21 protein-coding genes are annotated in these 23,912 nt (G+C 65.4%); 8 read left to right on the top strand and 13 right to left on the bottom strand.

Going from position 1 to position 23,912, the window contains the following annotated elements:
- Window positions 1–161 precede the first annotated feature (161 nt).
- Window positions 162–3,089, bottom strand: a complete 2,928-nt coding sequence (gene uvrA, locus J3R73_RS13805) for an excinuclease ABC subunit UvrA (RefSeq protein WP_370879915.1) — start codon at window positions 3,087–3,089, stop codon at window positions 162–164.
- Window positions 3,090–3,229: 140 nt separating this feature from the next.
- Between uvrA and arfB the strand changes: the two genes are divergently transcribed.
- Window positions 3,230–3,655, top strand: coding sequence for an alternative ribosome rescue aminoacyl-tRNA hydrolase ArfB (gene arfB / locus J3R73_RS13800; RefSeq protein ID WP_307437334.1), 426 nt, complete (start codon window positions 3,230–3,232; stop codon window positions 3,653–3,655).
- A 19-nt stretch (window positions 3,656–3,674) separates the two neighbouring features.
- Here arfB and J3R73_RS13795 read toward each other — a convergent pair whose 3' ends face one another.
- Both J3R73_RS13795 and J3R73_RS13790 read right to left on the bottom strand, forming a co-directional pair.
- Window positions 3,675–4,331 carry an HAD family hydrolase gene (locus J3R73_RS13795; protein ID WP_307427697.1) on the bottom strand — a complete coding sequence of 219 codons (657 nt, stop codon included), beginning with the start codon at window positions 4,329–4,331 and terminating at the stop codon, window positions 3,675–3,677.
- Window positions 4,332–4,416: 85 nt separating this feature from the next.
- Window positions 4,417–4,899 (bottom strand): cupin domain-containing protein, encoded by a 483-nt coding sequence (locus tag J3R73_RS13790; RefSeq protein ID WP_307427695.1) that lies wholly within the window; start codon window positions 4,897–4,899, stop codon window positions 4,417–4,419.
- 121 nt (window positions 4,900–5,020) lie between these two features.
- Between J3R73_RS13790 and J3R73_RS13785 the strand changes: the two genes are divergently transcribed.
- The gene (locus tag J3R73_RS13785; protein WP_307427694.1) at window positions 5,021–5,578 is read left to right on the top strand and encodes a regulatory protein RecX; all 558 of its coding nucleotides are present in this window, start codon (window positions 5,021–5,023) and stop codon (window positions 5,576–5,578) included.
- Window positions 5,579–5,635: 57 nt separating this feature from the next.
- On the top strand, window positions 5,636–6,115 hold the full coding sequence (locus J3R73_RS13780) for a DUF2938 domain-containing protein (protein WP_307427691.1): 480 nt from the start codon (window positions 5,636–5,638) through the stop codon (window positions 6,113–6,115).
- A 27-nt stretch (window positions 6,116–6,142) separates the two neighbouring features.
- On the opposite strand, the gene J3R73_RS13775 is transcribed toward J3R73_RS13780, so the two are convergent.
- The 4 genes from J3R73_RS13775 to panS form a co-directional block, all read right to left on the bottom strand.
- Complete coding sequence (locus J3R73_RS13775; protein ID WP_307427689.1) at window positions 6,143–6,631, bottom strand: MEKHLA domain-containing protein; 489 nt, start codon at window positions 6,629–6,631, stop codon at window positions 6,143–6,145.
- A 40-nt stretch (window positions 6,632–6,671) separates the two neighbouring features.
- A complete protein-coding gene (locus tag J3R73_RS13770) occupies window positions 6,672–7,145 on the bottom strand; it encodes an SRPBCC family protein (protein WP_307427688.1) in 474 nt (157 codons plus the stop codon).
- 3 nt (window positions 7,146–7,148) lie between these two features.
- Window positions 7,149–7,496: an ArsR/SmtB family transcription factor gene (locus J3R73_RS13765; RefSeq protein ID WP_307427687.1), complete on the bottom strand. Its 348-nt coding sequence runs from the start codon at window positions 7,494–7,496 to the stop codon at window positions 7,149–7,151.
- 81 nt (window positions 7,497–7,577) lie between these two features.
- Window positions 7,578–8,306: a ketopantoate/pantoate/pantothenate transporter PanS gene (panS, locus tag J3R73_RS13760; RefSeq protein WP_307427685.1), complete on the bottom strand. Its 729-nt coding sequence runs from the start codon at window positions 8,304–8,306 to the stop codon at window positions 7,578–7,580.
- A 1,035-nt stretch (window positions 8,307–9,341) separates the two neighbouring features.
- Between panS and J3R73_RS31520 the strand changes: the two genes are divergently transcribed.
- Entirely contained in the window at window positions 9,342–9,656 is a 315-nt protein-coding gene (locus J3R73_RS31520) for a con-10 family general stress protein (RefSeq protein WP_370879914.1), read from the top strand.
- 424 nt (window positions 9,657–10,080) lie between these two features.
- On the top strand, window positions 10,081–10,569 hold the full coding sequence (locus J3R73_RS13745) for a molybdopterin dinucleotide binding domain-containing protein (protein WP_307437328.1): 489 nt from the start codon (window positions 10,081–10,083) through the stop codon (window positions 10,567–10,569).
- A 14-nt stretch (window positions 10,570–10,583) separates the two neighbouring features.
- Here the strand turns inward: J3R73_RS13745 and J3R73_RS13740 are convergent, their stop codons facing one another.
- From J3R73_RS13740 to treZ, 3 genes are all read right to left on the bottom strand, one after another.
- Window positions 10,584–11,573, bottom strand: a complete 990-nt coding sequence (locus J3R73_RS13740; protein WP_307427683.1) for a magnesium transporter CorA family protein — start codon at window positions 11,571–11,573, stop codon at window positions 10,584–10,586.
- A gap of 228 nt (window positions 11,574–11,801) precedes the next feature.
- Entirely contained in the window at window positions 11,802–14,477 is a 2,676-nt protein-coding gene (treY, locus tag J3R73_RS13735; RefSeq protein ID WP_307437325.1) for a malto-oligosyltrehalose synthase, read from the bottom strand.
- 184 nt (window positions 14,478–14,661) lie between these two features.
- On the bottom strand, window positions 14,662–16,491 hold the full coding sequence (treZ, locus tag J3R73_RS13730) for a malto-oligosyltrehalose trehalohydrolase (RefSeq protein WP_307427681.1): 1,830 nt from the start codon (window positions 16,489–16,491) through the stop codon (window positions 14,662–14,664).
- Window positions 16,492–16,874: 383 nt separating this feature from the next.
- On the opposite strand from treZ, the gene glgX reads away from it, so the two are divergent.
- The 3 genes from glgX to J3R73_RS13715 all read left to right on the top strand — a co-directional run bounded on the left by glgX (window position 16,875) and on the right by J3R73_RS13715 (window position 21,470).
- The gene (glgX, locus tag J3R73_RS13725; protein ID WP_307427679.1) at window positions 16,875–18,962 is read left to right on the top strand and encodes a glycogen debranching protein GlgX; all 2,088 of its coding nucleotides are present in this window, start codon (window positions 16,875–16,877) and stop codon (window positions 18,960–18,962) included.
- 67 nt (window positions 18,963–19,029) lie between these two features.
- A complete protein-coding gene (locus tag J3R73_RS13720) occupies window positions 19,030–20,094 on the top strand; it encodes a zinc-binding metallopeptidase family protein (protein ID WP_307427677.1) in 1,065 nt (354 codons plus the stop codon).
- A gap of 221 nt (window positions 20,095–20,315) precedes the next feature.
- Window positions 20,316–21,470 carry a glycosyltransferase family 2 protein gene (locus J3R73_RS13715; protein WP_307427676.1) on the top strand — a complete coding sequence of 385 codons (1,155 nt, stop codon included), beginning with the start codon at window positions 20,316–20,318 and terminating at the stop codon, window positions 21,468–21,470.
- Here the strand turns inward: J3R73_RS13715 and J3R73_RS13710 are convergent.
- Genes J3R73_RS13710 through J3R73_RS13700 form a run of 3 tightly spaced genes read right to left on the bottom strand, consistent with a single transcriptional unit; the run spans window position 21,403 to window position 23,890 of the window.
- On the bottom strand, window positions 21,403–21,984 hold the full coding sequence (locus J3R73_RS13710) for a class I SAM-dependent DNA methyltransferase (RefSeq protein ID WP_307427674.1): 582 nt from the start codon (window positions 21,982–21,984) through the stop codon (window positions 21,403–21,405). The genes J3R73_RS13715 and J3R73_RS13710 overlap by 68 nt on opposite strands.
- Entirely contained in the window at window positions 21,981–22,721 is a 741-nt protein-coding gene (locus J3R73_RS13705) for a PIG-L deacetylase family protein (RefSeq protein ID WP_307427672.1), read from the bottom strand. Before J3R73_RS13705 ends, J3R73_RS13710 begins: the two co-directional genes overlap by 4 nt.
- Window positions 22,718–23,890 carry an acyl-CoA dehydrogenase family protein gene (locus tag J3R73_RS13700; RefSeq protein ID WP_307427670.1) on the bottom strand — a complete coding sequence of 391 codons (1,173 nt, stop codon included), beginning with the start codon at window positions 23,888–23,890 and terminating at the stop codon, window positions 22,718–22,720. The genes J3R73_RS13705 and J3R73_RS13700 overlap by 4 nt, the downstream gene beginning before the upstream one ends.
- Window positions 23,891–23,912 lie beyond the last annotated feature (22 nt).

The following is a 23,912-nucleotide window of genomic DNA, read 5'->3' as shown; positions in this document are numbered from 1 at the left end:
CGCCGTTCACCCCTGTCTTATGACGTATGCGCCAAGCGTGAGGTAGGGGTTTGATGGCGCCTCAGGCATGCATAAATGCATGTCTTCTTGAGAAAATCGTTCATAAAGGAGGAATAAGGCCGCATCTCAGATGGTGACCACCCAGACATGCATGGCTCAAGCTATTCAGCCGCCTCCGTCCGCTGCCTGCGCTGCGGACGCCGCTCCATGACATCGCGCAGGAAACGGCCGGTGTGGGAACGCGGCTCGCGGATGATCGCCTCGGGCGTGCCCTGCGCGACGACCTCGCCGCCGCCGTCTCCCCCTTCCGGTCCCATGTCGATGACCCAGTCGGCCGTCTTGATGACTTCGAGATTGTGCTCGATCACCACCACCGTATTGCCCTGTTCCACCAATTCGTGCAGCACTTCGAGCAGCTTCGCCACGTCGTGGAAATGCAGCCCGGTGGTCGGCTCGTCGAGGATGTAGAGCGTGCGCCCCGTCGAACGCCGCGCCAGTTCCTTGGAGAGCTTCACGCGCTGGGCCTCGCCGCCGGAGAGGGTGGTCGCCTGCTGGCCGACCTTGACATAGCCGAGGCCGACCCGCGCCAGCGTTTCCATGGTGTTGCGGATGGTCGGCACCGCCTTGAAGAAATCGGCTGCCTCGTCGACGGTCATGTCGAGAACATCGGCGATCGATTTGTTCTTGAAGCGGACCTCCAGCGTCTCGCGATCATAGCGCTTGCCCTTGCACACGTCGCAGGTGACGTAGACGTCGGGCAGGAAGTGCATCTCGATCTTGATCACGCCGTCGCCCTGGCACGCCTCGCAGCGGCCGCCCTTGACGTTGAACGAGAAGCGGCCCGGCTGATAGCCGCGCGCCTTGGCCTCCGGCAGGCCGGCGAACCATTCGCGGATGGGCGTGAAGGCGCCGGTATAGGTCGCGGGATTGGACCGCGGCGTGCGGCCGATCGGCGACTGGTCGATATCGATGACCTTGTCGATGAGTTCCAGGCCGTCGAGCCGGTCGAACGGGGCGGGGTGTTCCACCGCACCGTTGAGACGTCGCGCCACCGCCTTGTAGATGGTATCGATGAGCAGGGTGGACTTGCCGCCGCCCGAGACGCCGGTAACGCAGGTGAAGACGCCGAGCGGCAGCTCGACGGAGACATCCTTCAAATTGTTCCCCCGGGCGCCCGAGAGCTTCAGCGCCTTGCCCTTCTGCCGACGCCGGCGCTGCGCGGGGAGGGGGACGCCCATCTCGCCCGTCAGATATTTGCCCGTGAGGGAATTCGGATCCGCCATGATCTCGGCGGGCGTGCCCTGCGCGACGATCCGGCCGCCATGGACGCCGGCGCCGGGACCGACGTCGACGACATAGTCGGCCTGCAGGATGGCGTCCTCGTCATGCTCCACCACGATGACGGTGTTGCCGAGCTCGCGCAGCCGGCGCAGGGTTTCGAGCAGCCGCTCATTGTCGCGCTGGTGCAGGCCGATCGACGGCTCGTCCAGCACGTAGAGCACGCCGCTCAGGCCCGAGCCGATCTGCGAGGCCAGCCTGATGCGCTGGCTCTCGCCCCCCGACAGCGTGCCAGAATTGCGGGCGAGCGTCAGGTAGTCGAGGCCGACATCGACGAGGAAGCGCAGCCGCTCGCTGATCTCCTTGAGGATGCGCATCGCGATCTCGTTGCGCTTGTCGTCGAGCCGGGCGGGCAGGTCCTCGAACCACGTCCTGGCCTGGCGCACCGACAGGCCCGCGACATGCCCGATATGGCTGCCGTCGATCTTCACCGCGAGGGCTTCGGGCTTCAGGCGGAATCCGCCGCAGGCCTTGCAGGGCGTGTTCGCCATGAAGCGGGAGATCTCCTCGCGGGCCTGATCGGAATCGGTCTCCTTCCAGCGCCGCTCAAGGTTGGTGACGATGCCTTCGAAGGATTTGCGCGTCTCGTAGGACCGCAGGCCGTCGTCGAAGGAGAACAGGATCTGCTCCTCGCCCGAACCGTAGAGGAAGACCTGCTTCACGGTATCGGGCAGGTCCTTCCAGGGCGTCGTCACGCCGAACTTGAAGTGCTTGGCCAGGGCGTCCACGGTCTGGCTGTAATAGGGGCTGGTCGATTTGGCCCAGGGCGCCAGGGCGCCCCGGCGCAGCGACAGGGTGTCGTCGGGCACGATCAGCACGGGATCGACCGTCATCTCCGTGCCGAGCCCGTCGCAGGACGGGCAGGCGCCGAAGGGATTGTTGAAGGAAAACAGCCTCGGCTCGATTTCCGGAATGGTGAAGCCGGAAACCGGGCAAGCGAATTTCTGGCTGAACATCACGCGCCGCGGCGTGCCGTCCGCCTCCTTCTCGTCCGCCAGTTCGACGACGGCGATGCCGTCGGCCAGCTCCAGCGCCGTCTCGAAGGAATCGGCCAGCCGCGCGCTGATGTCGGCTCGCACGACGATGCGGTCGACGACGACGTCGATGTCGTGCTTGAATTTCTTGTCGAGCGCCGGCGCTTCGGCGATTTCGTGATAGGCGCCGTCGATCTTCACGCGCTGGAAGCCGCGCTTGAGGAAATCGGCGAGTTCCTTGCGGTATTCGCCCTTGCGGCCGCGCACGGCGGGGGCGAGCAGGAAGAGACGCGTGCCCTCCGGCATCGCCATCACCCTGTCGACCATCTGGCTCACGGTCTGGCTTTCGATCGGCAGGCCGGTCGCCGGCGAGTAGGGAATGCCGATGCGCGCCCAGAGCAGGCGCATATAGTCGTAGATCTCCGTGACGGTTGCGACCGTGGAGCGGGGATTGCGCGACGTCGTCTTCTGTTCGATCGAAATCGCCGGCGAAAGCCCGTCGATCTGGTCGACATCGGGCTTCTGCATCATTTCGAGGAACTGGCGGGCATAGGCCGACAGGCTTTCGACATAGCGCCTCTGGCCCTCGGCATAGATCGTGTCGAAAGCTAGGGACGACTTGCCGGAACCGGAGAGCCCGGTGAAGACCACGAGCTTGTCGCGCGGGATTTCGAGGTCGACATTCTTCAGATTATGCTCGCGGGCACCGCGCACCGTGATGAAGCGGCGGTCGGCAGGCGAAGGCATTGCACTGCCGGAGGTCGGGCGGCCAGACATTCGGACGATCCTGTGAGATTTCACCGGAAGATAGGTGTTCGTACCGCAAGATTGAAGCGGGGGACTGGAAAACACAAGAACAATCCATGAACCGTTCCCAGATATTTGCGGCGGCGCAGCATTCCGCGTTATGGACGGCCATGATCGAGATCACGCCCCATATCTCCATCGACGAGCGCGAGATCGAGGAAGAATTCGTGCGCGCTTCGGGACCGGGAGGCCAGAACGTCAACAAGCTGTCGACGGCGGTGCATCTGCGTTTCAATATCCGCACCTCGCCGTCGCTTCCCAACGACGTCGCCATACGCGCGCAGAAGCTGGCCGGCCGCAAGCTGACGCAGGACGGCGTCGTCGTCATCCTCGCCCAGCGCTTCCGCACGCAGGAGCGCAATCGACAGGACGCGCTCGACAGGCTGGTGGCCCTGCTGCGGGAAGCAGCGATACCGCCGCCGCCCCCTCGCAAGGCCACCCGCCCGTCGAGGGCGGCGAAGGCCCGGCGTCTCGACTCGAAGGCACGCCGCTCCAGCGTGAAGTCGATGCGGGGAGGGCGGATTTCAGACGACTGACCGGCCTGCCATGCGAGGCTCACGCGCCGATCAGGTTCCGCACTTCGGCCATCGTGTAGGCGATGTCGTCGGCGCCGGCTGCGGTGAGGGCGCTCTCGCTCGGCGGCATGTGATGGAGGCCGCCGACGAAGCCGATGGCCCGCATGCCCGCCGCCTTCGCCGCCCTGATGCCGACCACGCTGTCCTCGACGACGACGGCATCGGATGAAGCCACCCCCATCGTCTTGGCGGCGTAGAGGAAGAGGTCGGGCGCAGGCTTGCCGCGGGCGACCAGCTTCGAGCAGAAGATGTTGGGATAGAGCAATTCGTAGAGATTGGTGACGCTGAGCCCGAGCCCGAGCTTGGCCGGCGGGCTGTTGGACGCGACGCAGAAGGGAATTTCGAGGCCCTCGAGCACTTCCCGGATCCCCGGAATGGGATTGAGACGGCTGAGATAGGCCTTGCGGAGCATCTGGCTGGTCACCCAGGCATGGTCCTCCGGCAGCTTGATACCGTAATCCTTCTCGACGCGCTTTTCCATGTCGGCCTGGGTGAGGCCGAGGAACAGGCGCATCACGTCCTGTGGCGTCACCTCGGCGCCGAGGGCCTGCAGCGCTTCGGCCTCCACTTCGGCCGACAGGATTTCGCTGTCGACCAGGACGCCGTCGCAATCGAAGATGACAAGGGAAGGGGACATGCAAACCGCCTGGCTGGAAGAGCCGTGTCAGGTGCCCGGCCCGGGCATGCCTTGTCAAGCCGCTCCTCGCTGCCGGACACCGGCATCACGTCCGGTGAATCGGATCGATCCAGCGCACGGCCTCGGGCTTTTCGACCGGCTCGATGTCGAGATTGACCGCGACGGCCTCGCCGTCGCTGCGGACCAGGACACATTCGAGCACCTCGTCCGGGCTGGCATTGATCTCCTGATGCGGCACATAGGGCGGAACGTAGATGAAGTCCCCCGGCCCGGCCTCGGCGGCGAATTCGAGATGCTCGCCCCACCGCATGCGGGCGCGGCCCTTGACGACATAGATCACGCTTTCGAGGTGCCCGTGATGATGCGCGCCGGTCTTGGCGTTCGGGTGGATGGTCACGGTGCCCGCCCAGATCTTCTGGGCGCCCACACGGGCGAAATTGATCGCTGCCTTGCGGTCCATGCCCGGCGTCTGCGCGGTGTTGGGATCGAGTTCGCCGCCGGGAATGACGCGCACGCCGTCATGCTTCCACGGGTGCGCCTGCGTAGAATGTCCATCCGTGTCGGTCATTGCGGGAACCCTCTGAAAAATGAAAGGAGACGATGGCGCCGCCGGGCAATATGCGGCAAGTTTCCTTTCAAAAGGAAGGCGAATCGTACCGCGGCGTCTCGCGGTCCGGGCAGGAAGCGAGATGGCGGGCGACACATCCCTCAGCCGGGACGAGATCTGGATGCGGAAGTCGGCCATGCACTATCTCGGCCAGCGCGCCAGCAATATCGCCAGTCTCCGGCGAGTGCTGGCGCGGAGGGCGCAGCGCCGGCTCGCACCCGATGCAGACGCCGCCGCCATGATCGAGCGCACCATCGACTATTGCTCGCGCAACGGCTTCGTCGACGACGCGGCCTTCGTCGAGATGAAGATCCGCTCGGGACGCAGCCGCGGCCTTTCGGTGCGTCGGATCGAAGCCGCCCTCGGCGCCAAAGGGGTGGATCGTACGCTGGTCGCCGAGGCCCTGGACGCGGATGAGCGGCGACGACATGAAGAGGTCGCCGCCGCACGGCTGGCCCGCCGGCGCAGGATCGGCCCGTGGCGGCGCCCCGACAGGGAATTCGACCCGCACAAGGAGGTCGCCGTCATGGTGCGCGGCGGATTTTCCGCCTCCCTGGCGAGGAGGATCGTCACGGCGGCGCCCGAGGAAGCCGAATCCCTGGCCGCCGACGACGGCCGAGTTCATGAAATAACGAAGTGAAACCCTGTTTCCCTTTGATATGCCTCGTCTTTGTTTCAACCTCTGGGGGACAGCGATATGTTTGACATTTTATGGCGCGCCGTGGCGATCGGCATCGGGGCCACCGTCCTCTTGGACATCTGGGCGATCCTCCTCAACAAGGTCTTCGGGTTCGCCTTGCCGAACTGGGGCATGGTCGGCCGATGGTTCTGGCACTTGCGCCATGGCCAGGTTTTCCACGACGACATCGCCCGGTCGCCCGCCTATGCGCATGAACTCGCTCTAGGCTGGATCGGGCATTATGCCGTCGGCATCCTCTACGGCATCATCCTCGTCGCGGTGATGGGGAGCGGGTGGCTGGCCGAGCCGAGCTTCATCCCGGCCTGGATCCTGGGGATCGTGACGGTCGGGGCCGGGTGGTTTCTTCTCCAGCCGGGCCTCGGCATCGGCTGGGCCGCCTCCAAACTGCCGAATGCCATGCAGGTCCGCGCTCTGAACCTCATCGGCCACACCGTCTTCGCCATCGGACTCTACGGAACGGCGCTCATCGTCCGGTAGGACCCCGCTCCCCGCCCGTCGCGCTTCTCAGAGATCCCGCCACGAGCGGAACATGGCGGCCTGGCCGTGCCGCAGGCCGTCGGCGTCCCGCAATTCCCAGACCGTCGCCCCCTCGATCCGGAAGCGCCGTCCGGACCTGGCGACGCGTATGCCCTGATAATCGCTGATATAGCCCTGCCGAAGCACCATCTCGAGCAGGCGCTGGCGTTCGGCGCGGTCCGGCTGCTCGGCGGAAAGACGCGACGGCAGCCGGGTCAACTCCTCCCATCCATATTCAAAACATCGCTGCACAGCCATGTTTCCATAGATGAATTTTGGATCGTCGCCGGTGTCGTGAGCGAGCAGGCAGAAGGGGGCTTCGCGATAAAGCCAGGCGGCGGCCTGGGCCTCGGGGAGCGAGGCGGGAACAAGCAAGCCGCCGACGATGCGGGCGAAACTGCCGCAGAGAAGACGGCAGAAGGCCGCATCGACGGAAAGATCGGCCGATGCGGTGCCGGAAGGTGCTGTGGTGGTCATCGGGAGCCGGGGCAGGAGGGGCGCATATGCTTCCAGCCTATCACGCGGCGGGTGCATCGGCTTGGAGGGATTTCCCGAGCTTGTCGAGCAGCCAGCCCGTCCCGTGCTCCCGGCCGGCCGGATCGTCGTAGCCGTCCAGGAAAGCGCCGTGTTCGGTGAGCACCAGCCGGGTGCCCGCGCCGTCCGCCCTGATCTCGATGATGGCCAGCGATACCGATATCCTGACGCCGTCGAGGGCCATGTCATAGGTATAGATGATGCGCTCGTTCGGCACGATGTCCTGGTAGAGGCAGTTGAACGCATGCATCTGGCCGCCGACAGGGCCACCCGAACTGGTCTCGCGTCCGCCGACGCGGAAATCGAAGGTCCTCTCGCCCTTCACCCATTCATCAGGCCCGCCGAACCAGAGGGCCTTGGCCTGCGGATCGGCGAAGGCGTTGAACACGCGTGCAGGCGAGGCGGGATAGAGACGTTCCAGGGCGAAGGTCGCGTGGGTGACGGAACGCTGGGACATGGATCATTCCTTCCGGCTGGGTTCATCGGGAAGCGCAGCGAGATAATCGCCGAGCCGATCGAGACGCTGTTCCCAACGCTGCCGCCGCTCGTTCACCCATCGCTCGACGGCCTGAAGCGCTGTCGGTTCGACGCGGCAGGTACGGACGCGGCCGACCTTCTCCGAACGCACGAGGCCGCTGCTCTCCAGGATCTGCAGATGTTGCATCACCGAAGGCAGCGACATTGCAACCGGCTGCGCCAGTTCGCTCACCGATGCCGGGCCGAGGCTCAGCCTTTCGACGATGGCACGGCGCGTCGGATCGGAGAGGGCGTGAAAGACGAGATCGAGCGGCGTTTGTTGGTTAGGCATATGACTAACTATCTCGATCCCGATCGGGATGCAAGAAATAGTTTTGTATTTGCCTAACTATTTTGGCCGGAGATCGGGTGCTCAGGATAGCCGCGACGCCGCGTCGGACGCCGAAGGCCCGCGCACGGGCGGACGGGACGACCACCATCCGGCCAGCAGCGACCCCGAGAGATTGTGCCAGACCGAAAACAGGGCGCCGGGCAAAGCCGCCAGTGGCGAGAAATAAACCCGGCCCAGGGTCGCGGCCAGTCCCGAGTTCTGCATGCCGACTTCGAGGGCGAGCGTGCGGCAGACCGACTCGTCGAAGCCCAGCAGCCGGCCGCCCCAATAGCCGCCGAGCAGGCCGAGGCCGTTGTGCAGGACGACGCCGACCAGGACCACCGGGCCGACCGTGGCGATGCTGCCCTGGGCGCCTGCCACCACCGTGCCGATGATCGCGAGGATCGCCGCCATCGAGATCAGGGGCAAGGCCGGCTCGACCCGCTTGACCGCGCGATGCAGCAGGTGGTTGACGACGACGCCGAGCACGACCGGGATGGCGACGATCTGCAGGATGCTCCACAGTAGGCCGCCGATGTCGACGGCGATCTCCGCGGAGACGTAGAGCCGCGTCAGCAGGGGCGTCGCCACCACGCCGACGAAGGTCGACAGCGCGCTGATGGTCACAGACAGCGCCACGTCGCCGCCGGACAGATAAACCATGACGGTCGAGGCCGTGCCGCTGGCGACGCTGCCCACCAGGATCATCCCGGCCGACAGCTCCGGCGGCATCTGCAGCGCCTTGGCGATCAGCCACGCCGCGAGCGGCATGATCAGGTAGTGCAGGCAAGAGGCCGGCGATCACCGGCGCCGGGCGCGACAGTATCCGCCGGAAGTCCGCGAGCTGGAGCGTGACGCCCATGGCGAACATGATCAGGGCGAGCAGCCATGTCACCGCTGGCGCAATCGGCAGGAACGCCGCGGGCACGGCATAGGCGGCGATGGAAACCAGCACGGCCCACAGGGGGAAAAGACGGGTCAGCATGACGCTCTCGACATAGGCGATGAAACCGAAGCGACGGGCGATAGCGCCATGCCGCACATGCGGCAAGCCGAAAGGAGGCGAGAGCGGCGAACGCGGCGGCTGAGGCCTCGGAATCGTGCCGGAAGGGTCAAGGCTTTATTCGCATAAGATATATTATGGAATATTTTAGGCTTGCCATTGCGTGGGGCTGGAACGATCCGGGATCGGTGCCGGGCGTGTGGTCTCGAAGTGAAGTCTCCGGAAACTGTGGCTTGGCACCGCACCCTGTTGGGCCGGCGCAGCGGCATGTCCGGCTTCGACGCGCATAAGCTCCGATGTCCCGTCCTGCATCGAGCCGATGGAGAATTCGGAAACATCGACGGAGGTTTTGATTAAAAAATAGTCCGAACAATAGGTTATGCAAAAATCGCAATGCGTCGAAGCCGAATTTCTCTCGCAGGCCTCTGGGACGGCGGGTGCCGGCCCGCACGCGATTGCGGGGGTTATCCAAGCCCTCGCGCGCACCCAACCGGCCCCGCCATCGTCAAGCGTCGGTTGGCGCAAATACGGAATGGCTTACGTGCTTGAAATAATACCGAAAATCAAAAAGAGTTACTGGGTGAATATTTCATAAATACATAATGTATTTTGGTTGAAATAGCCTTATATTTCGTATATATCAAACGTATATCTCTCAAAATAACTGGATATGACTGAATTTCAGCGAAGCGTCGGCTCGGCATTTCTTGTGGTGGCCCATTTCTTACGGAACCCGGAAAGTCTCAGGTCGTTTGTCGCTCGTGCCTCGGCACATCGAGGTGAGGCGATGAAGGGAGATTGTCATGAGCACATCCAATCGCGGATTTGCGTCCATGGATGACGAAAAGCAGCGCGGTATCGCAAGCAAGGGCGGACAGAGCGTTCCGGCCGAAAAGCGCAGCTTCTCCCGGGATCCGGGCCTGGCTGCCGAAGCGGGGCGCAAGGGCGGCGAGAACGTGCCGAATGAGAGCCGGAGCTTTTCCCGCAATCCGGGGCTGGCATCCGAGGCCGGCCGCAAGGGCGGACAGGCGTCCGGCGGCAATTTCGCCAATGACCGCACCCGGGCCTCCGAAGCCGGCCGCAAGGGCGGCGAAGCGTCCCACGGCGGCAATCGCTGACGGCGGTTCGCCCGTCCTCCGCGATCCGTTCGCCGCTCCCCGAGGGCGTCCGGATCTCGGCAGCAGGGGCGGCCCTTCGGCCGCCCCTCGTCGATCAGGCGTGCCTCGATGGCCGTCATGCCCCCTCTCCCGCCCATCGGTTCGCCCTTGCCGGCTTTCAGACGGTCGCCATCCAGGCCTGAAATGTGAGGTTTGGCAAACAGTTGTCGAGCAATATGAAACCAGTGAAATGAGGCTGTAAGGCACCGCCGAGCCCCATGATGCCCCGCCCCGGGCGAAAGCCTGCAGCCGATACCCCCCTTCGCGGTCTTGCCCAGATTATAGATAGAAACGACCGCCCGGCGAGCCATCAACGGAATGAAACCGGTGTCGGAATTGTCGCCGGTAAGACATTGTTTAGTCGAGGAAATGCTATTTGGTATGGATGCGATGCCGATGGCTTTCAATCGTAGAACGATATTTCGGCGCGCGGGCAGCCGCGCGCGCCATCGTCGCCACCGGATTCGACGACGGCTGCATCCGGCCGGACTCGCTTCGCCTCATCACCCTGCGCAGCAACGACCAGTTCAATACCACCGTCTATGGCTATGACGATCGCTTCCGCGGCATCCGCGGCACGCGCGACATCTGCCTGATGAATCCTGCCGACATGGACGTATTCGGCCTTGCCGACGCCGACACGGTTTCGCGCGTCTCCGGCGCCCAGGATGGCGTCGAGCGCATCGTCCGGGGCCTGCGCGTCGTGCCCTATGCCATCCCGCGCGGATGCGTCGCGGGCTATTATCCCGAGCTCAACGCCTTGGTGCCACTCTGGCACCATGCCGAAGGCAGCAAGGTGCCGGCGTCGAAATCGGTGCCCGTTCTCGTGGTGAAGGCGTCACAGGAAACGAGCGGCCAGACGAGCGGCGCGTAAGGGCCAGGCTTGCCTCAGAGCCAGTTCTTCCAGCGGAACAGGAAATAGGGCGCGACCGCGACGATCACCATCATGCCGAGCGCCATGGGATAGCCATACTCCCATTTCAGTTCGGGCATATGTTCGAAATTCATGCCGTAGACGGACGCGACCAGCGTCGGGGGCATGAAGATCACCGCCATCACGGAGAACAGCTTGATGATGTTGTTCTGCTCGAGATTGACGAGCCCCAGTGTCGCGTCGAGCAGGAACTGGATCTTGTTGGACTGAAAGCTCGCATGCTCCTCCAGGGACTGGAGGTCGCGCAGCGTCGTCCCGATCGCTTCGCGCAGTTCCGGGGCGACGTGGTCCGCGTCGAAATTCGCCGACAGGAACAGCAGCATGCGCTCCAGCGATACGAAGCTTTCGCGCGCCTTGGAGACGAAGTCGCCATGGCGTCCCAGCAGGCGCAATGTCCGCTGCAACGAGGCGTTGCGGTCACCCGGCCTCACCGTTTCCCTGAACACCGCCTCCGAGACGGCATCGATCTGGGAGCCTGCCTCCTGCAGCATGTCGGCGGCGCGGTTGATGATGGCCTCGACCAGGCCGGCGAGGAGGGCTTCGGCCGTCCTCCCGCAGCCGCCCGGCTTGGTGGCCCGATTGAGGAACATGTCGAAGGATTTCGGCTCGCTGTATCGGACGGTGACCAGCGTATTGTCCGTCAGGATGAACGTGACCGCCGCCATCTCGGGCTCGCCGGCATCCGGCTTCACCAGCAACCGGGCGATCATGTAGCGGGCTCGATTTTCAGTCCATAGCAGCTCGGAAGGCTCCAGCCCGACCATGTCGTCGCGCGTCGGCACCGCGATGCCGAGGAGTTCCTCGACATGCCGGTCCTCTTCCCGCGTCGGCTCGAGAAGATCGATCCAGCGGGCATCGGCCGGCAATTGCTCGCCGGGCTCTATCAAATGGCGTTCGAGCTTGTCGCCGCTGCCGGCGGAGACGAGGCGTTGCACGATCATCATGGGCGTTCAGGCTCCATCGCGGTGAAGGCCGGCGTTCGCGGATCGGCCGGCCCGGATCCGGTGACGACGAGGCGACCTTGCCCCGAGGGCCGACCTCTCCACCGCCCTTCCGGATACCCGCCAGGATCTGTCCTGCGTTTTCGCGGCCGATGGGATCGAAGAGAAGATCCTGCACAACATCCTCGAAGCGCGCCCGCTTGTCGATCGCTTCATCGGCGCCGCGTTTCGTCAGGATGGCTCCGAAGGGATGGCGCCGCTCCCCATCGTCGTGAGCAGCGCCACCGGACCGGCCTGCAGCACGGCGGCGACGGAAAGGCGGGAGGCCGGATCGAAACGCCGTCCCGTCAGGACGTCGGTCAGCATGCGCTCCCGGCCCAACGCGCCAAGATCGATCACGGCTTCAGTCCATGGCGGCGTCTCTCCCCTCCCCGCGAAGCCGAAGGCGAGCCGCGGCGCGACGGATATCGCCGCTTCCTCGCCGAGGACGCGGGCAAACGCCACGACATGGCCGCTGCCGGGGCCGGTGACCTCGAGCGGAACGTAGCTGCCCGCTTCGAAGAGGGTCGGATGGGCACGGCGCAATTCCAGGCATCGCGCGATCAGATGCTGCTTGAAGCCGAGCCAAGGCTCGCCGGCGGCATGGGAAGCGTCGTCGTCGAGCCCGCGGGACAGCTCGCGGACGTCGACCGGCCGTCGGTTGTCGGGATCGACGAGGCTCAGATCCTGCATCTCGGCTCCCTGATAGATGTCGGGAATGCCGGGCGCCGTCATCTTGACCAGCGTCTGGGTGAGGCTGTTGAGCGTCCCTGCCTTTATGAAGGGGGCGAGGGCCGCCGCGAAATCCACGAGGAAAGCACGGTTCTCGTCCGAGACCAGCCGTCCGGCATAGGATTTGACCGCGTCCTCATAGACTTCGTCGACGTCCTCCCAATTCGTGCGGCGCTTGGCCTCCCGCAGCGATTTTTCGACATAGCCGATGAAACGCGCGGAGAGATCTTGTAGGGCTGCTCTGCCAGCGCTTTCGGCTCCTTCCGGCCAGACACCGGCGAGCGCCTGGTAGAGAAGCCATTCGGTCTCCGGCTCGGGCGCCGGTCCGCCCGCAAGCGCACGCACCAGCCCGGCATGCATGCCGCGCCAGCGTGCGACGGCGCCGCCCCAGGCATCCGGCGCCTCGCTGAGCGCATAGAGCCGGGCCCGTGCATCCTCGCCGCGCTTGGTGTCATGCGTCGCCGTGGTGGACATGCCCAGGGGCTGCAGGCGCGCGCGGCGGACCATCGCCTCGTGGAAGCGCTGGAGCGAGCCATAGGCTACCGCCGGATCGCATCCGACCTCATTGGCCGCGATGAAGCGGTTGCAACGGTAGAACAGCGTATCCTCGACCGCCTTTGCCGTGACCGGGCCGGTCAGCTGCTGGAAGCGGAGCCGGAACTCCGCCGCGCGGCCGGCGTCTTTGCCGGACGCCTCCCCCTTCAGAAGGCCAAGCACGAAACGCAACGCCTCGCCATCGTTCCCCTCCCCGATCGGGACGCGCCGGGCGACCTCATCGAGGAGATAGCGATCAGGCTCCGGCATGCCCGCCTCGGTGCCGTAGGTGCGGTAGACCGGAAAGGCGGCGATCAAGCCGGCGATCGCCCGAGACAGGCTGTCCGCTCCCAGCGAAATGACGTCATTCGCTGCCGCGGCGGCGGCGAGGCGGACGAGCTTCGTCATTTCGGTCTCGAAATTGCGCCCGGTCATCAGGCGTTTGGCCTGCAGCCTCTCGGCTTCCAGATCGGGCACCGCGCCGACGGCCAAGGCGTAACTTTCGTCCAGGGCCGCCTTGCGGCCGCCGTCCACGAGCAGGTCGGCCAGCGCCGCGATGAATTCATAGCCGGTCGTGCCCGCGATCGGCCATTCCGAGGGAAGGTCTTCCCCCTCCCCGAGGATCTTTTCGACGGTGAGGTAGACATCCGGCCCGATTTCCCGCCTCAGGCGCTCGAGATAGCCGGTGGGATCGGCCAGGCCGTCGACATGATCGACCCGCAGGCCATCCACGCGGCCGGAGCGCACGAGGTCGAGGATGAAACGGTGCACATCGTCGAACACCTGCGCGTCCTCGACCCGCACGCCGACGAGCCCGGTGATCTCGAAGAAGCGCCGGTAGCTCAGATGCCGGCGGGCGTCCTTCCAGAACAGGAGCCGCCAGGATTGCGCGGCATGGACGCCGTCGAGGAAGCCGGGCTCCTTCGACAGCGCCGCGAGGGCCTGTTCGAGCCGGGCCGCGGCCGGCTCGTCCGCCAGCAGCGCCCTTATGTCCCGGTGCATCCGGTGCTCGGACGCGGGCTCTGCCTGCCGGGCGCATGCCGCGATCATGGCGCCGAGCGGCTCGCCGGTCAGACGCAGGATGTCGTCATAGCTCGCGGGATCGAGCGGCAAAGCGTGGTCGAAATAGGCGAAGACAAGCCTTCCCGTGCCGCCATCCGGCCGCACGGCGAACTCGCCCCTGGCGAGGGCGTCGGCAAAGGAGGAGCCGAGGATCGGAAGGGTGAGCTTCTCGTCGCGGTCGATATCGAAATGGAAGCGATAGGGGCTTCTGCCGCCCCATTCGACGACGCTCCGCCACCAGTCGTTTTCCAGCGACGCGGCCATGTGGTTGGGTACGATATCGAGGACGAGCCCGAGGCCGGCGCGCTTGAGGGCCTCGCTCAGCCGATCGAATCCTGCCTGGCCGCCGAGAGCCGGATCGAATTCGAGATGGCTGCAGACGTCGTAGCCATGCGTGGAGCCCTGCGTCGCGGTAAAAATGGGAGAGGCATAGAGATGGCTCACCCCGAGCCGCTTCAGATAGGGCACCAGTTCGACGGCGCGGTCGAATGTCATCCCGTTGCGGAATTGGAGGCGATAGGTGGCGAGCGGCAGCGTCATGTCGGTTTCCAGCATTATCGAGATCCGGCGGCGGGGCCGGGAGGCCGCGCACCGAGCGGCGCGGCCCGCCACGCGGTGCCGGCCCGGCGAAATTACGGTTCTCTCGAACCGCAACTTTGCTCTGACTTTTTGTCTTCGAGCGATTTATCGGCTGAGATAACCCGTCACCCCTTCAGGCAACGCTCTACTCGATGGCAAGCAAGACAGAATGAGCGGGCAGCCGGTCGCGTCTGCCGAATGTGTCGCGGGCGCTTTCCGAACCCGCGAAGACGACTTCTCCGCTGGTTGGCGGCACTTCCCTCTCCTCGTCGCGCAGGTTGGCGCGCAGCTGGACGAGGGCTTCGCCCAGGGTCCAGTCCACGGCGATCACGCCGTCCGCGGCGCGCAGGAGGGTGCCGGCATGTCCCGTGCCGGCGCCCAGCAACGGCACGATGCGCCGCCTGCGCAGATCGAGAAGGGCCGTCACATAGGACAGCCACGCCTTGCCCGTCGCGCTGTTCGCGCATTCCCAATCGATCTTCGAGGCCAGGAAAGTTTCGACGGCGTTGGGGTCCGGGATGGTATCGCGCTTGCCGGCATCGGCGAACACCGCGAATTTCGTGAACTCCGCGCGACGGCCCTCCCGCACCTTCTCGGCGAGCTCGCCATGGAAATCGGTGAAGAAGCAGAACGGGCGCGTCTCGCCCCATTCGTCGCCCATGAAGATCAGGGGGACGTGCGGCGACAGGAGCAGGATCGCATACAGTCCGCTGAGAAGCTCGGGGGACGCCAGGGAAAACAGACGCTCCCCGAAGGCACGGTTGCCGATCTGGTCGTGATTCTGGAGGAAGTCGATGAAGGCGAGCGGCGGCAAATGCGCACTGGCCTTCCCGCGCGGGCTGCCGCCGGCATGGGGTGAACGCTCTCCCTGGTAGACGAAGCCTTCGGCCAGCGCCCGGCCGAGTTTTCCCCAGGGATCCTCCGCGAAGTCTTCGTAATAGCCGTCCACCTCGCCGCTGGCGACGACATGGGCGGCATTGTGGAAATCGTCGTTCCACTCGGCCGTGAAGTGCACGACCTTTTTGCCGTCGCCCCGCTCGTGCAGGGCGGTGATGTTGCGGCTGTCCTCGGTCGTCAGATGAATGTGACGGCCGGGAAATTCCGAACGGATGCGTCGGGCGATCTCGATCAGGATTTCGGTCTCCGATTCGGTATCCCGGATCTGGTCGATGGCATCGAACCGCAGCCCGTCGAGGTGGAATTCCTCAAGCCAGTAGAGCGCATTCTCGATGAAGAAATGCCGCACGGGCTGCTTTTCATAGGCGATCGCGGCACCCCACGGGGTGCTGCGTTCCGGATGGAAGAACGCGGGGGCAAGGGCCGGCAGATAGTTCCCGTCCGGTCCGAAATGATTGTAGACGACATCGAGCAGCACCATCAGGCCATGGCCATGGGCGGCATCGATGAAGGCCTTCATGTCGTCGGGCGTGCCATAGGCGCGATGCGGCGCATAGAGAAGCACGCCGTCATAGCCCCAGCCCCGCTCGCCGGAGAACTGGGCGACCGGCATGATCTCGACGGCCGTGACGCCGAGTTCGACCAGATGGGCAAGGTGTTCGATCGCCGCGCGGAATGTGCCGTCGGGGGTGAATGTCCCGATATGAAGCTCATAGATGACGGCGTCTTCCCAGGGCCGCCCCCGCCAGTCCACGTCCTGCCAGAGATAGCGCGTCGGGTCGACGACGAGGGATTGGCCGTGCACGTCGCCCGCCTGCGCCCGGGAGGCGGGATCGGGCACCGCCAGTCCGTCGGGGAGAACGAAGGCATAGGGCGCGTCGGGTTCCACGCCCGTGGCGAGAAGCTCGAACCAGCCCTCCCCCGCTTCGGACATCGGAGTATCGACGCCGCCGAGCCGGAGCGAAAGACTGTCGGTTCCGGGCGCCCATACGCGGAAACGCACCTCGCCTTCGCGAAGAAATTCAGCGCCCCAGGACTTCGGAAAGGTGCGGCGCTCTCCGGCAAAGTGCATGTTCATACGCAGGGTTCCATCGAAAGCGAGATACGATCCGCGCTCGGCTCCCGAACGAGGCTCGGCCATGGGGGAACCGAGAGGAGAAGGCCGGTGACATGATACCTTCGGCCGAAGGGTCTGAAAAGTTCCGTAGGGATCGTCACCAGCAACTCCGAATGCAGGTTCGCGGATATCCGTACACGTCTCCCGCGGGGTTCGACGACGGACCCGACAGGCGCAAGGCGCCCTGTCAACGAAGATGCCGCGCGAATGTTCCGCCTTCGCCGAGGTCGGCTCTCAATCCCGTCCCGGCACAAGTGAACATTTTGTCAGAAACGCCTGCAACAATTGTGTTCCTGCCTCGTTTTCGTTGCGGCCTTTCGAAAAAATACTCTCCAGGAATAATGATGGCGTATGAAAAATGTACTTCCCGGACGGTCGAATCCGGGTCTTCGATCAGGCTTGGGGCCAATTGGGATGGTGAAGGAACGAATTTCGCGATTTTCTCCGCACATGCCGACAGCGTCGAGCTTTGCCTGTTCGACCCGCGCAGCGGGAAGGAAACCGAGCGCATCACGCTGCCTGAATATACCGACGAGATCTGGCACGGCTATCTTCCCGGCGTTGGCCCGGGCACGCTCTACGGCTACCGCGTGCATGGCGCCTTCGAGCCCGAGAACGGCCATCGCTTCAACCCCAACAAGCTGCTGATCGATCCCTACGCCCGGGCCCTCCACGGCGAACTCGAATGGTCGTCCGCCCAGTTCGGCTATCTTTTCGATGCGGAGGAAAAGGATCTCTCCTTCAACGAGGAGGACAGTGCCGGGGGCATGCCCAAATGCATCGTCGTCGACCCCGGCGAATATGACTGGAAGGGCGATGCCAAACCCCGCATTCCCTGGACCAGGACGATCTTCTACGAGACCCATGTCCGCGGCTTCACCAAGCTTCACCCCGCCATTCCCGAGGCGCTCAGGGGGACGTTCGAGGGCATGGGCGACAAGGCGGTCGTCGACTACATCCGCAGCCTCGGCATCACATCGGTCGAGCTGATGCCCATCCACGCCTTCCCGGACGACCAGCATTTGATGGACAGGGGCCTGTCGAATTTCTGGGGCTACAACACCATGGCCTTCTTCGCCCCGGAGCAGCGCTATCTCGGCCCCAGGGGGCTCGCCGGCTTCCGCGACATGGTGCGCGCCTTCCACGAGGCCGGCATCGAGGTGATCCTCGACGTCGTCTACAACCATACGGCCGAGGGCAACGAACTGGGGCCGACCCTTTCCTTCAAGGGCATCGACAATTTCAGCTATTACCGCACCATGCCGGGCGAGCCCCGCTACTACATCAACGACACCGGTACCGGCAACACGGTCAACACCTCCCATCCGCGCGTGCTCCAGATGGTCCTGGATTCGCTGCGCTACTGGGCGACGGACATGCATGTCGACGGCTTCCGCTTCGATCTCGGCACCATCCTCGGGCGCGAGCCGGCGGGCTTCGATCAGAGGAGCGGCTTCTTCGACGCGGTCGGGCAGGACCCCGTCCTGTCCGGCGTCAAGCTGGTCGGCGAGCCCTGGGACATCGGGCCGGGCGGCTATCAGGTCGGCGGCTTTCCCCCGGGCTGGGCCGAATGGAACGACAAATATCGCGACACCGTGAAGGAATACATGAAGGGAACGCCGGGCCAGCTCAGCGAGCTGGCCGCCCGGGTCACGGGCTCCGGCGACGTCTACGACATTCGCGGCCGGCGCCCTTGGGCGAGCGTGAATTTCGTCACCGCCCATGACGGCTTCACGCTCAACGACGTCGTCTCCTACAACGACAAGCATAACGAGGCCAACGGCGAGGACAACCGGGACGGCCACAGCGACAACCGCAGCTACAATTACGGCGCCGAAGGACCGACGGACGACGAGGCCATTCGCGCCACGCGCGAGCGCCAGAAGCGGAATTTCCTGACGACCTTGCTGTTTTCGCACGGAACCCCCATGATCCTGGCCGGAGACGAATTCGGCCGGACGCAGCACGGCAACAACAACGCCTATTGCCAGGACAACGAGATCTCCTGGGTCGACTGGTCGGGCATCACGCAGGACGGCAGGGCGCTTACCGATTTCGTGCGCCGCATCGTGTCGCTGCGGCAATCCCAGCCCCTGCTCCGGCGCGCCAATTTCCGCGACGGCATGATCGTCCGCTGGCTCAATCCCGGCGGAGAGGACCAGACGCCGGAACAGTGGGAGGATCCTGCCGCCCGCTCGATCGCCGTCTATCTCTCCAACCACCCCTGGCACGAGGGCACCGAGGAATGGCAGGAGGCCATCATCGCCTTCAATGCCCATGACGGACCGGTGGTCTTCACCCTCCCCGAGCGCGAGCGGGGGCCGTGGAAGGCGGTCGTCGACACCAACCTGCCCGAGGATGCCGATCCGCGGGCGGGGGAAGACGGCAATTCGGTCGAACTCGCGGGTCGCTCGATCGTGCTGTTCGTGTGACCGCCCATTCGGCGGTGTTCATATGCCCGGCCCCTCTCGGGCCGGGCCTGTTTTTGGATTTTCGACCATGAAGCTCTTCCAATGTCAGCACTGCGGCCTCGCCGTGCATTTCGACAACACGTTCTGCGTGAACTGCCATCATCGCATCGGCTACCTGCAGGATCGCTTCGAGATGACCGCGCTGGAACCCGACGGAGACGCGTGGCGGGCGCTCGCCGACCCGGAGAAGCGCTATTTCTTCTGCGAGAACGAGAAATATGACGTGTGCAACTGGCTCGTGCCGGAGGGAGGCGAGACCTTCTGTGAATCCTGCCGCCACAACCGCACGATTCCGGATCTCTCCTTTCCCGAGAACCACCTGAAATGGCAGAAGATCGAGTTGGCGAAGCGCTATCTCTTCCGCTCGCTCATGCGCTGGCACCTGCCGACCCGCAGCCGCGCGGAGGACCCCGATTCCGGGCTCGTCTTCGATTTCGTCGCCGACGTGGTCCGCCCCGACGGAACCGTCGAACGGGTGATGACCGGCCATGACGAGGGTGTCATCACCCTCAACATCGCGGAGGCCGACGATGTCGAACGCGAAAGCCGCCGGCGGTCGATGGGCGAAAGCTACCGCACCCTGCTCGGCCATTTCCGCCACGAGGTCGGGCATTATTATTGGGACAGGCTGGTGCGGGATGGCCAGGAATTCGAATCGTTCCGGGCGGTCTTCGGAGACGAAAGGGACGATTACGGCGCTGCCCTGCAGCGATATTACGAAAGCGGTCCGCCGGCGGACTGGCAGGACTCCTTCATCAGCGCCTATGCGACCGCCCATCCGTGGGAGGACTTCGCCGAAAGCTGGGCCCACTACATCCACATGGTCGACGCCATCGAGACCGCCCTCGCCTATGGGATCGACGTGAAATCGCGCTTTGGCCCCGCGAACACGCGGAAGATCGATGCCCGCTTCGAGCCTTACGCCGCCGGGAGCGTCGACGAACTGATCAATGCCTGGGTGCCGCTCACCATCGCCATCAACGGCGTCAACCGCAGCATGGGCCAGCCGGACCTCTATCCCTTCGTGCTCTCGCATCCCGTGACGGTGAAGCTTCAATATATCCACGATCTTATTCATGGCGCAGAGCATTGATACTTTGCCGGGGCCTTCCGGTCCTGGAACTATTGGGCCTTTCCGAAAGTTGATCAGGCATCAACAGGAAAATCCCTGCAATGTCACAGATGTCGCCGCCCCCCGGGAGCAGCCCCGCCCGCATGCTGCGAGCGGGCGAGGACGGGCCCATTCCGACGCATGCCCGGCATCGCGGGCCTCCACGCCGCCTGCTGGATCGCAAGCGGCGCCGGGCGGCCGTCGTGGCGATTCCCGCATGCGACGAAGCCGAGCGCATCGAAGCCTGCCTCGCCGCGCTCGCCGGCCAGCGGGATCGATGCGGCGCGCCCCTGGCGGAGACGCTGTTCGAGATCCTCGTCTTCGCCAACAATTGCAGCGACGGAACGGCGGAACGGGTCGCCGTCCTCGCCGAAGGCATGCCCCAGACGGTGAGCGTGGTCACCGAAACCCTGTCGCCCGACCATTCGAACGCCGGCTGGGCTCGCAAGCGGGCGATGGATCTCGCCGCGGCACGCCTGATCGAACGGCGCTGCTTCGACGGCGTGATCCTGACCACCGACGCCGATAGCTGCGTCGCGCCGACCTGGGTCGCCGCATCGCTGCGAGCCGTCGGGGACGGCGCCGATTGCGTGGCGGGCTATGTCGACGGCCATCCCTCGGAGCTGCTTCGCCTGGGACCGGCCTTTCTCCGCCGCGGCCGCCTGGAAGATCGCTACCTCGCGGCGGTGGCCGAGATCTATGCGCGCTGCGATCCAAGACCCCATGACCCCTGGCCGAACCATCGCGTTTCCTCGGGCGCGAGCCTTGCCGTCACGCTTTGCGCCTACCAAGCGATCGGCGGGCTTCCGCCCGTGCCGGTCGGCGAGGACGGCGCGCTGGCTCATGCGCTGGAATGCGCCGGCTTCAAGGTCCGGCACGCGATGGATGTCACCGTGACGACGTCATGCCGTCTCGACGGGCGCGCAAAGGGCGGGGCGGCAGATACGATGAGCTTGAGGCACATCGCTCCCGACGCACCCTGCGACGAGGACATCGAGCCGGCCTTCCACGTCGCGCGGCGCGCCTTGTACAAGGGATATCTGCGCCGGCTCTTCGAGGGCACGCAACTCGCGCACGGACAATGGGCCGGGCGGCTCGGGCTGACGGACCCGCAGGCTGCGGCCCTGGCCGAGCTCTGCAATCGGCGCGGCTTCGAGGAATTCTGGCGGGAACTCGCCAAGGCCAGTCCGGTGCTTGGCGAGAGGATCGCGTTGCGCCCCTCCGATCTCCCGCGGCAGATCGAGCGCGCCGGCATGCTGCTCCGCCACCTGCGGCGCGTGCCGGCGGACGTCAGCCGGACAGCTGCTCCAGACGATATGTTCCCTCTCTCAGGATGGTTCGAGCCGGAAGCCGCATGAGCATGGTGCGGGCGAAGCGATCGCTCGCTTCGCGGCCCGGCAGGGGGTAGTCCGTCTCGCCGAGCCAATGGCAGAGCACGATTTCGCCGCCGGGCGACAGCGCGTCGGCGCATTGGGCCGCGAGCCGGTCGAGGTCGCTCTCCTGCAGGTAGTAGAGGACCTCCGAGAGCACGATCAGCTCGAAGCGCCCATCGGGGAAGCCGGCCGGAACCATTCTCGCCTCGAAGGTGACGTTGGCCCAATCCCGACAAGCTTCCCGGGCAACTCCGAGCGCGCGTTCCGAGCCGTCGATGGCGAGAAGCCTTTCGCAGCGCGGGGCCAGCATGCCGGTCAGCACGCCGATCGAGCACCCCACCTCGAGAGCGCGCCCATATCGTTTCCGGGACAGCGCCGCCAGGGTGGCCTGATATTTTTCCTTTTCATAGGGGCTCGAGCGGAAACCCCAGGGGTCCGCGTTCTCCCGATACAGCCGGTCGAAATAATCGGCCGGCAGCGTGGCAGCGGCCCTGGTCATGCGGGCACCTCGAAATAATACTCGTTCGGCTGGAGGAACGGCGCAAGGGTCCGCTCGTCGAACCGAAAGCCCCCGGGGTCGTCGTCGATGAGGTCGGTCATCTGCGATCGATGGGCCCCGATCGCCGCATGCTTGGCCGACAGCCAGGGCGAGATGTCGATCCTGTATCCCCTGGGCGGCGAAGCGGCGAGCGGCGCCTCGGGATCGAGATGCCATCCCCAGATCGGATAGAACCACAAGCGGAGGCCGGGCCGCCGGCGGCGGAGGGCGCGGGCCATCGCCGCGGCGGCCTCGTGGTCGCAATGGGGATCGCGCTCCCATGTCACGAAGACATGTCCCGCTCCGGCCCGGTCGGCGAGTTGCAGGATGCGGTCGACCGCCTGCTCGAACAGCGGCCCCGCGGACGGCGCCTGCGTGTCGGGAAGGTCGAGATGGGTGACGCGTCCGGCGGGAAGGCCGAGCTCGGCCGCCGCCCTTTCCGTCTCGGCTTTTCGCAGGGCGACCAGCCGGTCATGCGGAAAGCACCGCGAGGCGGGATGCGACCCCGCCCCGTCCGTCAGCACGACGATCTCCGCGTGCTGCCCCCTGGCGGTAGCCGATGCGATCAGCCCGCCCATGCCGAGCGATTCGTCGTCCGGATGCGGCGAGAGGACGATGAAGGGCAGGCCTCCGGTCATCGCCTCGCCGGAGCTCTCCGGCAGGGCCCGTATGGCGCCAAGATAGGACCGGACGTTCATCCGACGGGCTCCCACAGCGCACTGGTCGGCTGTTCGGACGCCAGCACGCTTCGTGCGGCATCGGCCATCGCCAGGTCAGGCACCGGCTGGCGCAGATAGGTCGCCAGGTCCCGGCTGATCCGTTCGATGGGGCTGGGCCGCATGAACGAACCCAGGCCGACGCCCCGATGGACCGCCTCCATCACGTCGAGCGCGGCCCGCTCCGTCACCATGCGCGTGAGATTGGCGAAGGCGACAATGCGGTCCGCATCGCCCTGCGGGCTGGCGAGGCCGCAGGCTGCCGCCTCGACCCAGAAACGAGCCGTCGTCACCGCCGCGACGCACTGCGCCACGCGCTGCATCTGATAGGGATCGCCCTCCCGCCTGCGGAACGTCAGGTGGTCGCGAAACAGGTCGGCGAGGCGCTCCATGGCCCCGACATGCACGGCGCAGAAGCGCCATGCCCCGCCCGAAAAATGCGGTTGCCGGGTGAAGTCCCCGGGCGAACCGATGATGCGGCCGGCGGGCAGGACGAGGCCTGAGAAATCGACCGTTCCGGTCGCGCTGGAGCGCATGCCCTGGGCCGTCCAACCCGCCGTATCCGAACGCTCGCCCGGCGACAAGTCCACCAGGCAGAGGATCTGCCCCGCCTCGCTCGTCGCAGTGACGAGAGGCTGCGTCACGAAGCCGGCACCGGAGGCGAGGATCTTGCGGCCTTCGAGGCGCCATTGGCCGCTGTCGCCGTCCTCGACCGCGCGCAAGCCCTTCGCGTCGTCGGCCCCCCATACCCCCGAAAGCGCTCCGCTCTCGACCTTCCGTGCGAGGACGCTGACCTGAGGCGCCGTTCCGTAGCGGCACACCAGGGCGACCGCGTTGACATGGCCCTCGAACAGGCGGGCGACGGAGAGGTCCGCCGCACCGATCGCGCGCAGCGTCGCGCAGAGCTGGCCGTGCCGTTCGGGTTCGTTCAGGCCTTCCCCGCCATACATCGGTGGAAAGGGTGCCATGGCGAGGCCTTGGTCATGAAGCGCCGCCATGACGTCCGGAGAGAGGAAGCCGTCGGCATCCGCCTGCTCGGCCTTCCCGGCGGCGAGCGCGGCGAAGTCCCGCACCCGTTCCGCCAGGGGCGCATGCTGCCCCTCGCCCCCCGGCTCAGACCGAGGCCGGGGGAACTCGACGATTTTCAACATCTGGACTCCGGGCAGCGCCCTG

The sequence above is a fragment of the Labrys monachus genome (assembly GCF_030814655.1).
In the GTDB taxonomy this organism is placed as follows: domain Bacteria; phylum Pseudomonadota; class Alphaproteobacteria; order Rhizobiales; family Labraceae; genus Labrys; species Labrys monacha.
Note: the sequence above shows the minus strand (reverse complement) of the source record. Positions and strands in the feature narration are given on the sequence as shown.

Coding starts and splice junctions, on each gene's coding strand:
- uvrA (WP_370879915.1), bottom strand. CDS start 3,089: ATGTCTGGCCGCCCGACCTCCGGCAGTGCAATGCCTTCGCCTGCCGAC.
- arfB (WP_307437334.1), top strand. CDS start 3,230: ATGATCGAGATCACGCCCCATATCTCCATCGACGAGCGCGAGATCGAG.
- J3R73_RS13795 (WP_307427697.1), bottom strand. CDS start 4,331: ATGTCCCCTTCCCTTGTCATCTTCGATTGCGACGGCGTCCTGGTCGAC.
- J3R73_RS13790 (WP_307427695.1), bottom strand. CDS start 4,899: ATGACCGACACGGATGGACATTCTACGCAGGCGCACCCGTGGAAGCAT.
- J3R73_RS13785 (WP_307427694.1), top strand. CDS start 5,021: ATGGCGGGCGACACATCCCTCAGCCGGGACGAGATCTGGATGCGGAAG.
- J3R73_RS13780 (WP_307427691.1), top strand. CDS start 5,636: ATGTTTGACATTTTATGGCGCGCCGTGGCGATCGGCATCGGGGCCACC.
- J3R73_RS13775 (WP_307427689.1), bottom strand. CDS start 6,631: ATGACCACCACAGCACCTTCCGGCACCGCATCGGCCGATCTTTCCGTC.
- J3R73_RS13770 (WP_307427688.1), bottom strand. CDS start 7,145: ATGTCCCAGCGTTCCGTCACCCACGCGACCTTCGCCCTGGAACGTCTC.
- J3R73_RS13765 (WP_307427687.1), bottom strand. CDS start 7,496: ATGCCTAACCAACAAACGCCGCTCGATCTCGTCTTTCACGCCCTCTCC.
- panS (WP_307427685.1), bottom strand. CDS start 8,306: ATGCCGCTCGCGGCGTGGCTGATCGCCAAGGCGCTGCAGATGCCGCCG.
- J3R73_RS31520 (WP_370879914.1), top strand. CDS start 9,342: ATGAGCACATCCAATCGCGGATTTGCGTCCATGGATGACGAAAAGCAG.
- J3R73_RS13745 (WP_307437328.1), top strand. CDS start 10,081: ATGCGATGCCGATGGCTTTCAATCGTAGAACGATATTTCGGCGCGCGG.
- J3R73_RS13740 (WP_307427683.1), bottom strand. CDS start 11,573: ATGATGATCGTGCAACGCCTCGTCTCCGCCGGCAGCGGCGACAAGCTC.
- treY (WP_307437325.1), bottom strand. CDS start 14,477: ATGACGCTGCCGCTCGCCACCTATCGCCTCCAATTCCGCAACGGGATG.
- treZ (WP_307427681.1), bottom strand. CDS start 16,491: ATGAACATGCACTTTGCCGGAGAGCGCCGCACCTTTCCGAAGTCCTGG.
- glgX (WP_307427679.1), top strand. CDS start 16,875: ATGGCGTATGAAAAATGTACTTCCCGGACGGTCGAATCCGGGTCTTCG.
- J3R73_RS13720 (WP_307427677.1), top strand. CDS start 19,030: ATGAAGCTCTTCCAATGTCAGCACTGCGGCCTCGCCGTGCATTTCGAC.
- J3R73_RS13710 (WP_307427674.1), bottom strand. CDS start 21,984: ATGACCAGGGCCGCTGCCACGCTGCCGGCCGATTATTTCGACCGGCTG.
- J3R73_RS13705 (WP_307427672.1), bottom strand. CDS start 22,721: ATGAACGTCCGGTCCTATCTTGGCGCCATACGGGCCCTGCCGGAGAGC.
- J3R73_RS13700 (WP_307427670.1), bottom strand. CDS start 23,890: ATGTTGAAAATCGTCGAGTTCCCCCGGCCTCGGTCTGAGCCGGGGGGC.